The 14,440-nt window shown below is 43.3% G+C and carries 14 protein-coding genes; 5 read left to right on the forward strand and 9 right to left on the reverse strand.

What is annotated here, in order from left to right:
- Both R7P67_RS08055 and R7P67_RS08060 read right to left on the reverse strand, forming a co-directional pair.
- Nucleotides 1-1,185 carry an ABC transporter substrate-binding protein gene (locus R7P67_RS08055; protein ID WP_318085932.1) on the reverse strand — a complete coding sequence of 395 codons (1,185 nt, stop codon included), beginning with the start codon at nt 1,183-1,185 and terminating at the stop codon, nt 1-3.
- Between the two features lie 435 nt (nt 1,186-1,620).
- Nucleotides 1,621-2,067, reverse strand: a complete 447-nt coding sequence (locus tag R7P67_RS08060) for an META domain-containing protein (RefSeq protein WP_005378077.1) — start codon at nt 2,065-2,067, stop codon at nt 1,621-1,623.
- Between the two features lie 184 nt (nt 2,068-2,251).
- On the opposite strand from R7P67_RS08060, the gene R7P67_RS08065 reads away from it, so the two are divergent.
- Entirely contained in the window at nt 2,252-2,500 is a 249-nt protein-coding gene (locus R7P67_RS08065) for a DUF1289 domain-containing protein (RefSeq protein WP_005378062.1), read from the forward strand.
- Between the two features lie 135 nt (nt 2,501-2,635).
- Here R7P67_RS08065 and R7P67_RS08070 read toward each other — a convergent pair whose 3' ends face one another.
- Nucleotides 2,636-2,857, reverse strand: coding sequence for a hypothetical protein (locus R7P67_RS08070; protein ID WP_005386686.1), 222 nt, complete (start codon nt 2,855-2,857; stop codon nt 2,636-2,638).
- A 415-nt stretch (nt 2,858-3,272) separates the two neighbouring features.
- Nucleotides 3,273-4,961: a bifunctional UDP-sugar hydrolase/5'-nucleotidase UshA gene (ushA, locus tag R7P67_RS08075; protein WP_017634888.1), complete on the reverse strand. Its 1,689-nt coding sequence runs from the start codon at nt 4,959-4,961 to the stop codon at nt 3,273-3,275.
- Between the two features lie 752 nt (nt 4,962-5,713).
- Between ushA and R7P67_RS08080 the strand changes: the two genes are divergently transcribed.
- Entirely contained in the window at nt 5,714-6,229 is a 516-nt protein-coding gene (locus tag R7P67_RS08080; protein ID WP_017634886.1) for a GNAT family N-acetyltransferase, read from the forward strand.
- A 147-nt stretch (nt 6,230-6,376) separates the two neighbouring features.
- Here R7P67_RS08080 and rplY read toward each other — a convergent pair whose 3' ends face one another.
- The 5 genes from rplY to R7P67_RS08105 all read right to left on the reverse strand — a co-directional run bounded on the left by rplY (nt 6,377) and on the right by R7P67_RS08105 (nt 11,287).
- A complete protein-coding gene (gene rplY, locus R7P67_RS08085; RefSeq protein ID WP_005378066.1) occupies nt 6,377-6,655 on the reverse strand; it encodes a 50S ribosomal protein L25 in 279 nt (92 codons plus the stop codon).
- A gap of 284 nt (nt 6,656-6,939) precedes the next feature.
- The gene (locus tag R7P67_RS08090; protein ID WP_005378071.1) at nt 6,940-8,289 is read right to left on the reverse strand and encodes an ATP-binding protein; all 1,350 of its coding nucleotides are present in this window, start codon (nt 8,287-8,289) and stop codon (nt 6,940-6,942) included.
- Entirely contained in the window at nt 8,279-8,938 is a 660-nt protein-coding gene (locus R7P67_RS08095; protein WP_318085933.1) for a response regulator transcription factor, read from the reverse strand. The genes R7P67_RS08090 and R7P67_RS08095 overlap by 11 nt, the downstream gene beginning before the upstream one ends.
- 76 nt (nt 8,939-9,014) lie before the next feature.
- On the reverse strand, nt 9,015-9,440 hold the full coding sequence (locus R7P67_RS08100; protein WP_167415138.1) for a PepSY domain-containing protein: 426 nt from the start codon (nt 9,438-9,440) through the stop codon (nt 9,015-9,017).
- Nucleotides 9,441-9,535: 95 nt separating this feature from the next.
- Nucleotides 9,536-11,287, reverse strand: coding sequence for a DEAD/DEAH box helicase (locus R7P67_RS08105; RefSeq protein ID WP_262652496.1), 1,752 nt, complete (start codon nt 11,285-11,287; stop codon nt 9,536-9,538).
- Between the two features lie 121 nt (nt 11,288-11,408).
- On the opposite strand from R7P67_RS08105, the gene rsuA reads away from it, so the two are divergent.
- The 3 genes from rsuA to R7P67_RS08120 all read left to right on the forward strand — a co-directional run bounded on the left by rsuA (nt 11,409) and on the right by R7P67_RS08120 (nt 14,411).
- Nucleotides 11,409-12,110: a 16S rRNA pseudouridine(516) synthase RsuA gene (rsuA, locus tag R7P67_RS08110; RefSeq protein ID WP_005388670.1), complete on the forward strand. Its 702-nt coding sequence runs from the start codon at nt 11,409-11,411 to the stop codon at nt 12,108-12,110.
- Nucleotides 12,111-12,546: 436 nt separating this feature from the next.
- Nucleotides 12,547-13,749 carry a Bcr/CflA family multidrug efflux MFS transporter gene (locus tag R7P67_RS08115; protein ID WP_005378055.1) on the forward strand — a complete coding sequence of 401 codons (1,203 nt, stop codon included), beginning with the start codon at nt 12,547-12,549 and terminating at the stop codon, nt 13,747-13,749.
- Nucleotides 13,749-14,411 (forward strand): DUF2913 family protein, encoded by a 663-nt coding sequence (locus R7P67_RS08120; protein WP_005378053.1) that lies wholly within the window; start codon nt 13,749-13,751, stop codon nt 14,409-14,411. The genes R7P67_RS08115 and R7P67_RS08120 overlap by 1 nt, the downstream gene beginning before the upstream one ends.
- Nucleotides 14,412-14,440: the final 29 nt, after the last annotated feature.

The raw sequence follows: 14,440 nt of genomic DNA on the forward strand, positions 1-14,440 counted from the left end.
CTAATTCCCGTAGCGTTTCAACCATTCTTTTTCTAACGCCGCTTGCCAACTTGGATGTGGCTCAGCGATAGATTTGAATTGTTGAGTGTTTTTGGCCGAACCAGTTAGGTATTGGTTGCTTAGTCCAGTTAGGTATTGGTTGCTTAGTACCGAAGGGTCGCCCCAGATGTTTAGGTTACCTTTGCGAGACTGTGCTTCAGGGCTCAATAAAAAGTTTATCGCAACTTGTGCACCAGCACTGGCATTTGTGTTCCAAGGAATCGCTAAAAAGTGGATATTTGAGAGTGCTCCTGCGTCCATTGCGTACGCTTTGGTGCTCTCTGCAAGATTACCGCTCGACTGCGCAGAGAAAACCGCGTTCGGGTTAAAGGTAATCGCCAGGTCAGTCTGACCATCATCTAGTAGCTGAAGGGTTTCTGCTGTACCGCCTGGAAACTGCTTACCACCGCGCCAAGCGACTTTATGGAACTCATCTAGATAAGACCACAGCGGTTGAGTGACTTGCTCAAACGTGTCATCGGTAGCTGGTTGTTGCAGCTCAGGGGCGTTGTTAGACAGTTCAATGAGTAACGCTTTGATAAAGCTTGTGCCATGAAACTCTGGTGGTCGAGGGTAAGTCAGGCGATTCGGGAACGCTTTTGCATAGCTCAGCATTTCTGCGAATGATTTTGGAGGGTTATGGAGGGTTTGCTCGTCATGGATAAACACTAATTGTCCTACTCCCCAAGGTGCTTCTAGACCTTCTGTTGGCTCGGAGAAGTCCACATCAATTGGTAGAGATTTATCCACATATTGCCAGCTTGGCAAACCTTCGACAAAAGGACCAAATAGCAATTGGTTATCCTTCATTGATTTGAAGTTTTCGCCATTGATCCAAACCATATCAACACTACCACCGCTGTTTTTGCCTGCCGCTTTTTCTGCGATAAGTCGAGTAGTGGTCTCAGAAATATCAGTTACTTTAACGTGGTTTAGCGTCACGTTATAACGTGATTTTAGCTCTCTACTCGCCCACTGTATGTAGCGATTAATTTCTTGGCTCCCGCCCCAAGCATGAAAGTAGACGGATTGCCCGTCGGCTTGCTGTTCGATTTTTTGCCATTCACTATTCACTGATGAATCGGCAAAAGAAGGTATCGCAAAAGTCGTGGCTAAAATGCCAATGCTGCTGAGTAGCTTTTTCATATCTATTCCGTGTTATGTCTTTTGGTTCTTGCTTTCGTTTCTATTGACGTTTTCGCAAGTCGTTCCGCTCTGTTACAAGGATAGTAATTCATCTCTCTCTATTATCAATGCCAATCCCAAACGGAATCACTCATTGATTCAAAGAATTACTCTCAATGTGAAGCAAAACGAAGAAAGGACAAATTTGGTGTCATTTTAGGAGCGGACCGTTTGTTTGAGGATATTCTTTCAAGTAATTGAAAATTATTGTCCCCAGAGATATGAATAGGTTGTTTTACAGAGCAAAATTGATGTCTAAAGCATGGAATTGAGGGCGAAAAGAGAAAGAAAGTTGGCCATTTAAATGGCTTTAGCATGCATGACTAACGATTCATCGATGTAAAAAAAGCAGCCGTTTGGCTGCTTTAAGATACTATCTGGTTTACTTAGTTGGGATTAGTTTACCCAGTCACGTAGTGTAAACGTCAATTCGTGATCGGCACTTTTCAGAACAAGACCATCTTTAGTTAGCGTGATATCGCTCCAGTTAGATAGTGTTTGTGTCATTGCGTTTTCGATCTTCATTTGATCTTCCATACACATCTTCATGGTCATGCCCATTTTTTCGATGCGTAGTTGGTTGTTTTTCAGCTCGGCTTGACCGAAGAAGTTGTTACAACCTGCGTTGCCGTTTGCGGTTAGATTTTCACCGATTTCTAGGCGAGCCGCTTTTTGGTGTTCGTCTAGAACGATATTTTTGCCATCAACTTGAACAAGTTCCCAGTTGTGGTGCTGCAAATCTTGAGCCGTTATTTCTTTCACATCATCACCGTTGCTAGCACAAGCAGTCATAAGAACAGGGAGAGAGATTGCTGTAACTAACGTTTTTAGGCTAAGCTTCATTTTATAGACTCCGTTTTTATAAACGCGGTAAGTATAAGTAATAAAACACTGTTTTTGTCAGCATAAGGTTATGGTTTCGTATGTTTTTGACATAACGAAGTATATAGCAAGTTTTGTTGCTGACTAATCTTCTCATTATTTAAACTAGGCCAATACGCCCTAATATGGAAAGAGCGGTTTTAGTATGGAGCAACTGGAGTTTTTTACTGTCCCAAGCCCTTGTGTTGGAGTATGTACCTCCGATGAAAAAGGGTATTGCAAGGGGTGTATGAGAAAGAGAGAGGAAAGGTTTAATTGGCTTAACTTAACCCCCGCTCAGCAGTTGCACGTTATTAAGTTGTGTCGTCAAAGGTACAGAAGAAAGATGTTGGCAGGGAAGACGAAGCCAGAACAGCTTCAAGATGAGTCATCGCCTCAACAAGACTTATTCTAGAGTTCTTGTTCAGTCTGTGGGGTTACGCCTTCGCTTTCGGTTCTGATTAGGCTTTTACATATTCCCGGTCCGGCAAGGTGTCCTTTAAGAACCGGGAATCTCCTATCCATTTTCCCTATAAAGCGGTAATTGGCGTTATTTCATCGACCAACGGTCGCTAACCCAGCCTCCCGCTTGTTCGTCGAAGTGATTTCCTGAAAATCGATGATTGAATTCAACATCTAATTTACTTGTTGGGCGTTCATCCATCAGTTGATGAATGTATCTCGCCATAGGATCCGTACAAGCTTCACGCTCTCTACGGGTAACTACTTCTTTGATCATTTGGAGTCTGTAGCTATTGCTGGCTCGTTTCATTTTTGACCTCCAGAACTCGATGGCAGCAGTTTGAACACATTGACGTCCAGATCGCTGCTCATTAGTGTGCGCGTGGAGGCACATCACCATCGTTTGAAGTCCAAAGACAAATTGTTTGAGAGCAGTGTTTGTAACGCCATTCACATCTTTCTCAGAATCATTGACTATGCGATTAAAAATGTTTCGCGAAATTTAGCCGATGAACCTGCATATTTAAAAGACCTTATCAAACATAGAAGCCCAACACAGGGGCGTCAATAACACAAATGAACAATTTTTGAACATATTGTGAAGGTGGAGAGTTTTCAGTAATTTATCGAAAATAAAAAACCGAAGCACAAAGCTTCGGTTTTGAGGAAAGCCCTGACGAAATTGCTTGTAAAAGCTCTTAGTGCCAGGGGGAAGGTGTTTAGTATTAGCTACCAGATGCAGGACAGCCTTTTACTGGTTGGCCATTACTGAAGTACTTGATGTTCTCTAAGTTCTTGTTGTAGTTATCCGCAGAGATTTGTGGGTTGTTTACGAAGAACTCGCGCAAAACGTATGCATCGGTTAGCTGTGTAGATTGAACATCGATGATTGGATAGTTATCGCCACCAGCAGCACTGAAGCTGATTACAGAGAATGTGTACGTTGCGTCTAGATCGAAGCCTTTATTGTTAATATCGGTAATGGTTACTGAGCCAGCATCACAATTTACATCTAAAGTGATGTTATCTAGTTGAGCGTAAGCACCAGAGCCTGCAGATTTCGTCGCAACCACGTCTAGGTATTCTTTAACTTCTTTACCTGTCATAGTTGCTTTAGTCACGAAGTTACCAAATGGCTGAACCGTTAGTACGTCACGGTAAGTGATATCACCATCTTGGATTGAATCACGCACGCCGCCAGAGTTCATCACACCAAAGTCAGCATTTACCGTTTTGTAAGTACGGTATGCCTCGCCGAGTAGGTGACCTAGGTTAGTTTGTTGAGAGCGAACTACGTTACGATCACCTTCTAACTTACCCGTCGTATTAGAAATCTTCTCATCTAATAACTCTTGACCTTGTTGTTGGTATGGCAGTAGTAATGCTTTTACCGTTGCATCTTGTTGAATTCGTTCACCGATAACTTCATCATTTTCGTCTAGAAGGTTTACAGGAATCAGTGCGTAGTTCGCTAAGTGAAGCTTGCCGTCGTAGTATTCGAAGTCAGCACGACCCACATATTTACCCCACTCATGCGCTTGCATAATCCAAGTGCCTTTTTGTTGGTCTGGGGCACAATCATCCCCAGGTTTGAAATCAGCATACTCATTGGTACCTGGTTCCATACATACAGGGTTTTGTGAGTGACCACCGATGATAGCGTTTAGCTGTCCTTCTTCAAGAGAGCGAGCGAGTTTAACGTCACCTGGTGCTTCACTACCGTTTTTGCCATCTTCGTAGTGACCCATGTGCGTTGTTGCAAATACTAGGTCTACCTTTTCGTTCTCTTCGATTTCCTTCAGTACCTTTTTGATTTCTACTTGAGGGTCTTCGAAGTGGATGTTTGATACGTTGTCTGGATTGACTAGCTTCGCAGTGTCTTGCGTTGTTAGACCAATAACAGCGATCTTAAGGCCGTTGATAGTAAATACTTTGTAAGGGTCGAAGTAACGCTCGTTTGTATCTTTTTTATAGATATTCGCAGCCAGCATAGGGAAGTCAGCTAGCTCGGCTTGCATATCGAGAATATCTAGTGAGTTATCAAATTCGTGGTTACCGACAGCCATTGCATCGTAACCAAGTAGGTTCATCCCTACGAAGTCTGGAACCGCATCTTGCATGTCTGATTCTGGTACACCGGTATTAATATCACCGCCAGATAGCAGAATGGTTTCACCGCCTTTTGCTTCGACTTCTGCGCGGATAGATTCGATTAAAGTGTGACGCGCAGCCATGCCGTATTCGCCGTCGCTGTTATGCCAAAAGCGACCATGGTTATCGTTAGTGTGGAGAACGGTGAACTTGGTACAAGAATCTGCAGTCTCGCAGGTTACTGGAGAATTGTCGCTGTCTGAGCCGCATCCTGCTAGCGCAGCGCCCACTGCCACTACCAAAAGAGATTTGGAAAACTTCATAAGGGATCCTTTCTTTGTGATTTTGTTATTGTTACGGCGTGAAATATACGGAATTAATGTGAAACTTTAGTGATCTATCTCTTATTTATACTTCTATCGGAGAAATGAATTAATAAGCCTGCAAACTACGTCTATAAATAAACAGAATTGGTATTTAGTATTTATTTTATATCGCTAGCTCTATTTTTTGTGAGGTAGTTAATTGAATGTGTGTTGTTTGTGTGAATCAATGCGCATTTTTACGAAGTATTACGCTGATTTTGGTGATTATTTTGCCAAGTTTATGTTTTTCCTAATAGGTATGACACAAATCGTTATAAATTTTCGCTCTGATGATGAGGGGTGGCGGTTTGTATGCATAATGAACAGCACAGAGCTTAAACTCATTTGATCATGGCTTTATTCTGCCAAACTCTATCAAAAATTGTATTTATCTCTTTACTATAATTGCGATCGTTTAGAAACCTTATGCTTTAAGCATCGTTTATTTATCCTCATCCGATACCTTATCGTGCTTATTCCGCATTTGACACTCGAGTGTTTAAACAAATAGATTCAACCTAATGAGTCAAAATGAAAAGTAAATAATGGATCGTTCTTCTTCGAATATTATGATGTGAACTATCATTTAATTAATGAAAATGAAATGGATTAATGTAAAGCGTTGCGACTGTAGCCGTTATCTTTGAGCTTTGGTTTAAAGGGTAGGGTTAAAAGAATTTGTAAGTGGTGAACGCTAATAAAGGATGCTTATGAGATACACAGTAAGGGACGCACTCAAAAAGGAAGCAGCCCAAATCGCCAAGATACACGTTGATTCTTGGCAGGTGGCGTATAAAGGATTAATGCCAAAGAGCTACATAGAGCAGTTTACGATTGAGCGTCGAGAAAGGATGTGGGCACGAGTGATGACGGAGCAACTGGCCCAATTGATCGTAGTTGAGAGGCAAGGAGAAATTGTTGGCTTTTTAAGTTACGAGTTACCTAACCACACCAGCGAAGATAAAACGGCATTAGTGACATGTTGCTACGTTACGCCGCTACATTATGGGCAAGGAGCAGGAAGTGCACTGTTAGATGAGTTAGAGACACGTTTGCTCTCTACGTCAGTTATGCAGATCAGTTTGAAAGCACTGGATACTAATCAACAGGGACTTAACTTTTACAAGAAGTGTGGTTTTGTGCGTACTGGAGAGGAAGAGTCGGAAGTGATTGAGAGTATGACGCTGACCGATCTCACTTTAGTGAAGTATATTGCCCGCTCATAAATCAAATGCTATATGCCAAATATAGTAAAACCCCGGAGGTGGTAAGACTCCGGGGTTTTGAAATTTTTTAGATGTCTCGGTTGGTAAGTCCGATTATCTTTTATGCAAAAGGTTTGGATTTAATCCGATTAATTCCTTGGTAGGGAATTAGATACGGATGAAGTCCATGTGTTCAACTTTTGGCTTGAACGCGTGACGTTGAACGTCTTGTGGCTTAACTTTAACTTCTTTGCCATCGATAACTAGAACGATGCCTTCGTAGAATTCAGGCTTGTCCATTTGGTTTACGATGTCGTCGTGGTTAAGAACGATAGCTACTGCTGCTTCTTCACCGCCGTATACAACTGCAGGGAATTTGCCAGCGTGACGTAGGCGGCGGCTCGCACCTTTACCTAGTTCAGTACGTACTACTGCTTCGAATTTCATAGTATTTACTCTCAAATTAGTAAAAATCAAATGTTCACAATCAACAATGCGACCTTGTTGTTCGTGGTAAAGCTTGAAACAGGAACTGTTCAAGCGAGCGCGGATACTATCATTCCACTTATAAATGGGCAACCCAAATCGTATCCAAATCAACAAAAAGGTATGATTTAGCGGGGTGGAAGGCTATCCCTTTTAACGCTTTGCTTGGATTTTGTTCACATCGACTTCATTTTCATCGGTTTACTGATCATGGTCCGAAAAACAAAGTTTATGTGTTATATGCTTTATGTTCGGCTGAGATGTAAGACTAAAGATGCTTTTAATCCACCTAAAGCGCTTGTATCCAATGTTAATTGACCTCGGTAACTGTGTGCCATTTCACTGACTATGTTTAGACCAAGACCTGAGCCAGGGGTTGTTTCATCCAATCTAACTCCTCTCTTGATTACTTGACTCAGTTTCTCTTTAGGGATGCCTGGCCCATCATCTTCAATAATGATGTGTATATTTTCCTTATCCTGAGAGGAGTGCACACGAATCATGCTGTTGGCCCACTTATAGCCATTTTCTAGCAAGTTACCTAGCATTTCATCGAGATCGGTCTGCTCTACTGCTACATTCAGCTCTGAATCAAGTTCATTAATTAAGGTAATGCTTCGGCTCGCATACACTTTATCAAACGCCATTGAGATAGCATCCACACGATCTGCTGGGTTCGACTTCACTGATAATATGTTCATCGATCCGGCCATACGGGCACGACCCAAATGGTAATCGATATGGTCTTGTATTTGATTGATTGGAGCTCTGAGACGGGATTGTGCCTCAGGTTCTAACGTCTGAACTTCATTTTTTAGAACAGAAAGTGGCGTTTTAAGTGCATGAGATAGGTTACCTGCATGATTGCGAGCTCTCTCTAGTAATTCTTGGTAATGGAACAGCAGAGCGTTGAGGTCGAAGATTAGAGGAGAAATCTCTTTTGGGTAGGTTTCTTCTAGACTCTTTTTATTACCAGACTTCAGCTCGGCTAATTCTTTTTGTAGCTTTGTAAGCGGACTCAATGACCAAGCAATTTGCAGTAAAATGACGGTAAGCACGCCCGCGAATAATAAACCCAAAATAAGCCAAAGTTGGCCGATTAACGTCTGAAGGGTATTTTTAATGGGCTCTTCGTCAATACCAATAATAATGTGAATAGGACCATCGTAATCAGGAAGATACAGCGCTTTTTCTAGCGTAATTAGTTTTTCGCCTCTTGCTCCATACGCATCTTTATCCAAACCTTTGTATTCGATTTTTTTGTCCCACAAAGAACGAGAACGTTCGAGGCTTGCCTCTGTAGAGGCGCTCCAATACAAACCACTGTAAGGTCGATTAAATCGAGGATCTGATAGCTGAGCTGCGAGTGAAAGATGCCCGGTGTTATCGACTTCTAACTGTGCTGCGACTTCATCCATAAAAATGCTGAGCTGTGAGCGAGTGTCATCAACCATATAGTTGTAGACCTGCGTCGGTATCGTCACACCAGCGGCGAGGATCATTGCCGTTAACCAAACGATCGCCGCTAAAACGAGGCGACTTTTGATACTCAGTCGTTTTATTGCGTTCAACGGTAGCCTGTTTCTATTCGGCATTTAATTGGTATCCCAACCCTCGGACAGTTTTGATGATCTTTGGGGCGATTTTTTTGCGAATTCGGCCGATAAAAACTTCGATTGTGTTGGAGTCACGAGCAAAGTCTTGTTTGTAAATGTGCTCGACGAGTTCGGTTCGAGAAATCACTTTTTCCGGGTTATGCATAAAGTAAGCGACCACTTTATACTCTAGCGCCGTCAAGCTTACCGCTTGCCCTTGCCACATGACTTTAGAAGTGCGTGTATCCAAGCTCAAGTCGCCAATTTGCATCACAGGAGAGGCATTACCAGAGGCTCTTCGAAGCTGTGCACGAATACGAGCGATAAGCTCAACCATTTCAAATGGTTTAGTTAGGTAATCGTCTGCACCTGCGTTTAAGCCTTCAACTCGCTGCGTTAGGGTGTCGCGAGCGCTTAGAATCACGACAGGAGTATTAATGTTTTCATCTCTGATGCCTTTTAGGACGGTAAGACCATCCAGTTTTGGCAAGCCGAGGTCAAGAACAATGGCGTCCCATTCTTCCGAAGTCGCGCGATACAGAGCGTCTATGCCATCTTGGGACAATTCTGGTACCCAGCCGGTACTTTCTAATGTTTCGATGATTTGCTCGCCTAAACGAGGATCATCTTCAACAACAAGTATTTTCATATTGATGATTCTTATTATGTTTGGATTTTTATCGAAGTAAGCTTCGCATCGCGTCTGGATTACGTATTAGACAAGTTTAGTTGTTTTGCGGCTTTAACGCTTTGTTAAAGCTGCGACCTTTGATCTCAAGCATTTCCAGCGTGGCGGCGTCGTACTCAACTTTTAGGACGCTATTGTTGTACAGAATTTTCAATTCATACACCCAAGCATCATCATCTTCTTCAAGCTCGACCTTGATGATGCGGCCGTATAGGTCGTTTTCTACTGCGGCGTAAAGTTCCGAAAATGGTCGTATATATCCTTGTTGAACCGCGCGATAGACCTCATCTTGATCTTCATCGAATTCGATGCGTGTTCCTGGCTTTTCGACATCTTGCACGATGGCGTGGCCATTTTGTGATGTGTACTCGTTGCCATGCTTGGCAAAACTTGGTGCAGACATGAATGTCGTGATAAGGCCGAAAAGTAACGCAGAATGTAGAGAAGTCGTTGCTTTATACATAGTCAAACCTTTTCTGGAGCGTTAGCCGCAGTATATCGGATATAGATGAACAGAGAGTGAATCAGCTAATTAAGTTTTGCCATGTGTTGTCGATGTTATTTCAACTCATCTTCAAAAATCTTATCTCGCAGCTTCCAAAAGCGACCAGATTTTCTAGCAATAACAAACTGAGGCAAACGGAAACGATGTTGATTAGCTACAACGCGTGTCGGTGAAGCCTCTTCAAAAGGGCGATGCTTGTCTGCTAAGTGGGGGCGTACGAACTGATCTTTAAACGTTTGTTTTTGTTTTTTGGTACTCAATGACCAAAACTCATTAACTAACGCATTGCCTTCGCCTTGGTATGGTTCACCAGAATACGTCACTTTTAGCTGAGATTTACCATCACTGGACTTAAATAAAGATAGGTCCATTTCTGTGCATTCAAAGATTAATGCATCTTTGAGATTAAGCGCTTCTTTTAGCTTTTTATCTGGGTCAACGAGCGTCGCGTCACACTCATGACAAATTCGTGCAGCGATATCGTTGTCCGCACCACATTCACCACAGTATTTGGCACGAAAACGGTAGCCACAGTGTTCACGTTCGCCAGTGTCTTCATCTTCAAAGTAACCTTGGCAACGTCTGCCAAAGTGTTCAACCAAGAAACCGTTACTATCCAACTTACCCCAGAAGTTGTTATTGAATCCGCAAGCCGGGCAAGGAATCGTGATAATTTCACTGTCAGAGTCTGGTTTGGGATCACCGACTTCAGGTTGGTATAAATCGTAGCTGTTGCCTGCGTAATCAAGCACTAAACATTCTGATTTTCCGTCTGATAAGCGTAATCCTCGTCCTACTATCTGTTGGTACAGACTGACTGACTCTGTTGGTCGCAAAATCGCGATTAAATCGACATGCGGCGCATCAAACCCGGTTGTCAGTACCGAAACATTGACTAAGTATTTTATTTGACGATTCTTGAACGCTTGGATGATCGCATCGCGCTCCGGCGTAGGTGTATCACCAATGACGATTTCAGTTTCGCCTTCTGGCAATAAACCGTGTATCTCCTGTGCGTGTCGAACAGTTGCAGCGAAGATCATGACACCTTGACGCTCTTTCGCATATTGCATGATTTGCTCAACAATTTGTGGAGTCGCACGTTTGGCTTTATCGATCACCATGTCCATTTCTGCTTCTTTGTAGCGTCCGGTGTTAGCGGGCTTCAGCTGAGAGAAGTCGTAAGACAAAACGGGCGCATCCATCATGCGGGCTGGAGTGAGGAAGTTTTCGTCGAGCAAGTAACGGATCGGCAGTTCGAAAATACAATCGCGGAAGAATCGAGGCTCTTCGGTTCGCACTTGACCTCGGGTGTGATACTGATAAATCCAGCCCATTCCTAAACGATAGGGCGTTGCAGTTAGTCCCAGCACCTTAATGCCAGGGTTCAGTTCTCGTAAGTGAGTAATAACTTTTTGGTAGCTGCTGTTTTTGTCATCTGGCACACGATGGCACTCATCAATAACGAGCAGAGAAAACTGGTTTTTGAACGAATCTAAGTTACGTACGACCGATTGAACCGAAGCAAACACGACTTGCTGGTCAGTTTCTTTTCGTCCCAATCCTGCTGAGAAGATGGAACCTTTTAAACCATAACCTTCATACTTTGCGTGGTTTTGCTCGACCAGTTCTTTTACGTGGGCGAGGACTAACACTCGTCCTTTCGCAAGGCGAGCAAGTTCTGCGATCACCAAGCTTTTTCCTGCACCGGTTGGCAGCACGATCACTGCTGGTGTCGAGTGTTTACGAAAGTAATGAATAACGGCTTTAACCGAGTCGGCTTGATAAGGACGAAGTGTGTACATGAAAATATGTGAAATTGCTCAACTATTCGAACGAGGAACGCTATAATACCTGACTTTTATACCCAAGTGACCTTTAAACCAAGATTTAGAGATCACTTGGGTATAATTCAATGAGGTATTCATGCGTTTAGATAAATATTTGTGTGACGCTCTGGGTGCAACACGCAAACAGGCAACAAAGATCATCAAAAGTGGAGACATCACCGTTGACGGTGAGGTTCAAAAAAGTGGTGCATTTAAAGTACCTAAAGGTGCGGAAGTGATGTGGGAAGACCGTGTTATTGGTGCTCCTGGTCCTCGTTACATTATGTTGTATAAGCCTGCTGACTTTGTTTGTTCACATGAAGATGGCTACAACCAAACTGCATTCGCATTGCTTGATGAGCCTAAAATTGAAAACCTTCACTTTGCGGGCCGATTAGATGTCGACACAACTGGTTTAGTGTTGATTACGGATGATGGTAAGTGGTCTCACCGTATTACCTCACCTAAGCATAAGTGTGAGAAAACGTACCGTGTTTGGCTCGTCGATGCTATTCAGCCAGATTACGCGGAAAAGCTCGAACAAGGCATCATTTTGCGCAATGAATCAGAAGCAACATTGCCCGCTCGTTTGGAAATCGTGAACGAGGCCGAGAATGAAGTATTGTTAACTATCGTGGAAGGTAAGTATCACCAAGTGAAACGTATGTTCGCGGCGTTAGGAAATAAAGTTGAGTACTTACATCGTGAGCGTATTGGTTCTATCGAACTTGATGAGGCACTAGAACCAGGTGATTATCGCTACCTCACGCAAGAAGAAATTGATTCTATTTGGAATTAATTGTCGGCATGGGAAATTCTTTAGTTCCTAATAGGAACTAGTCTTTTGGTAGGAATTGGCTCAAAATAAATTTTCCTACCAAAATTAGTGCCTAGACAATTCCGGTGTGCTTACTCATCTCAGTGATATGCCTTTGCATTTAGCTGATGCATGCATACTCTTATTGCAAAGCCTTCGGCTACGGTGAATGGAATGATGGTGTCAACGCCATCATTTTTACTGCATTGTGTTTGTTTCCCATAAACACATTTCGCTTTCACATGCTTTTCTATGTCGAGTTCGTCAAGGTCACACCTTGGTACATATTTGCCCTTATGATTCTCGAACGTTGGATAGAACAGGTTTTTGGCTTCTACATTCAGCGATATGAGAACTTCCGTTATTTTCACTTTGTTCTGCAAGTATTGACGGTAGGGCTCCAACAAGAGGTAAAAGAATGACAGAAAAAGCTCAAAGTGCTCCGCAATCCCAAATCAGTTTTCTATTGTTTTTGGTACTAGGAGCGATTGGTGCTTTGACGCCTTTGGCGATCGATATGTATTTGCCTGCGATGCCGACAATTGCGAAAGATTTGGGGGTCGCGCCTGGCGCGGTTCAGATTACGTTGACGGCTTATACCGCGGGTTTTGCGATCGGCCAGTTAATTCACGGGCCGCTTGCCGATAGCTTTGGTCGCAGACCTGTGTTGATTTTAGGCGTACTTTTCTTCGGCTTGGCTGCTGTTGTGAGTGCGACAACAAATGGCATTGATGCGCTGACCTATGTACGTACGGCACAAGGTTTCGCTGGCGCGGCAGCGGCGGTCATTATCCAAGCTGTCGTGCGTGACATGTTTGACCGTGAAGACTTTGCACGCGCAATGTCCTTCGTTACTCTGGTCATTACTATTGCGCCGTTGGTGGCACCGATGATCGGTGGCCATCTCGCGATTTGGTTTGGTTGGCGTTCCATTTTTTGGGTATTAGCTATTTTCGCTGTAGTCGTGATTTTTCTCGTACTTTGGAAAATCCCTGAAACGTTACAGCTTGAAAATCGTCAGCCTCTTCGTTTCCGCACGACGCTGAGAAACTACGCCAGATTATGCTCCAATCCTGAAGCGATCGGTTTGATGCTCTCAGGTGCGTTTTCATTTTCCGGAATGTTTGCATTTTTGACGGCGGGTTCGTTTGTTTATATTGATTTATATGGTGTTCGACCAGACCACTTTGGTTACCTATTTGGTTTGAACATTGTGGCGATGATCATCATGACCAGTATTAATGGTCGCTTGGTGAAGAAAGTTGGTTCCCATGCCATGCTTCGTTTTGGGTTGTTCGTGCAACTTTTGGCGGGGATTGGTTTATTCGTAAGTTGGTTAATGGACTTCGGATTATGGGGCATTGTACCTTTTGTTGTGCTGTTTATCGGTACATTGTCGACGATAGGTAGTAACGCGATGGCGCTGCTTTTAAGTGGTTACCCATCAATGGCGGGTACGGCGTCGTCTCTAGCGGGGACATTAAGATTCGGTATCGGTTCATTGGTTGGTGCGCTGGTGGCATCACTGCCCGGGAATGTTGCTTGGCCGATGATCATCGTGATGTTTGCTTGTTCTGTGCTTTCAGCACTGTTTTATTGGACTTTAGGAAGAAAGGCGTAATGTCGAATTACACCAAAGAAATTCAAAACTTGGTTAACTCAGCACTTGAAGAGTTAGATCAAGAGCATCGCTCAGGTAAGTTAGCCAATGCCCCTGTTGCGAATAACCATTATTTAGTGCGTTGGGTAACAAAGGCGCTAAAATCACAACGTTTCGGACGTACGGTAGGCGATGACTTAACGCGTTGGCAAAAAGCAGGTCGCTCAAAGGGGAACGATGCTGGTTTGTTGTTTATCTTCAAGCGTATTTCTGCTTTTTATGCGCAATTCTTCCCTGAAGGTGAAGACTCCAAAGTGTTCAAAGATTCAGATATTGAGTCTTTTCTTGATTTGATGGAGCAAGCAGGCTGGGAAGTCTCAACATCTGAGCAACTGATTGGGTGCGGCAAAGTACAAATCTTCACTGAAGGTCAAAACTCTTTAGCGTTATGTGCAGACCAATGCGAAAGCTGTTTTGATGGCGAGTTGCTCGTAAAGCCAATGAGTTGGTTTGTACGCGGCAATCATGCTGAGTTTGTTGAGAAAGCAGCGCAAGCGGGCTTTATGGTTCATAAGGTAACAGACTACAAATCGATGGTGAAATACCATGGCGAGTACCTTATTTTTCCAGCAAACGAAGGCAACCAGTTAGCCGAAATTCCACTCTCGTTCAAAGCTGACTAAAGTGACATTGTGAGTGTTTAGAAGCCCCT

This window comes from Vibrio sp. Vb0937 (genome assembly GCF_033338855.1).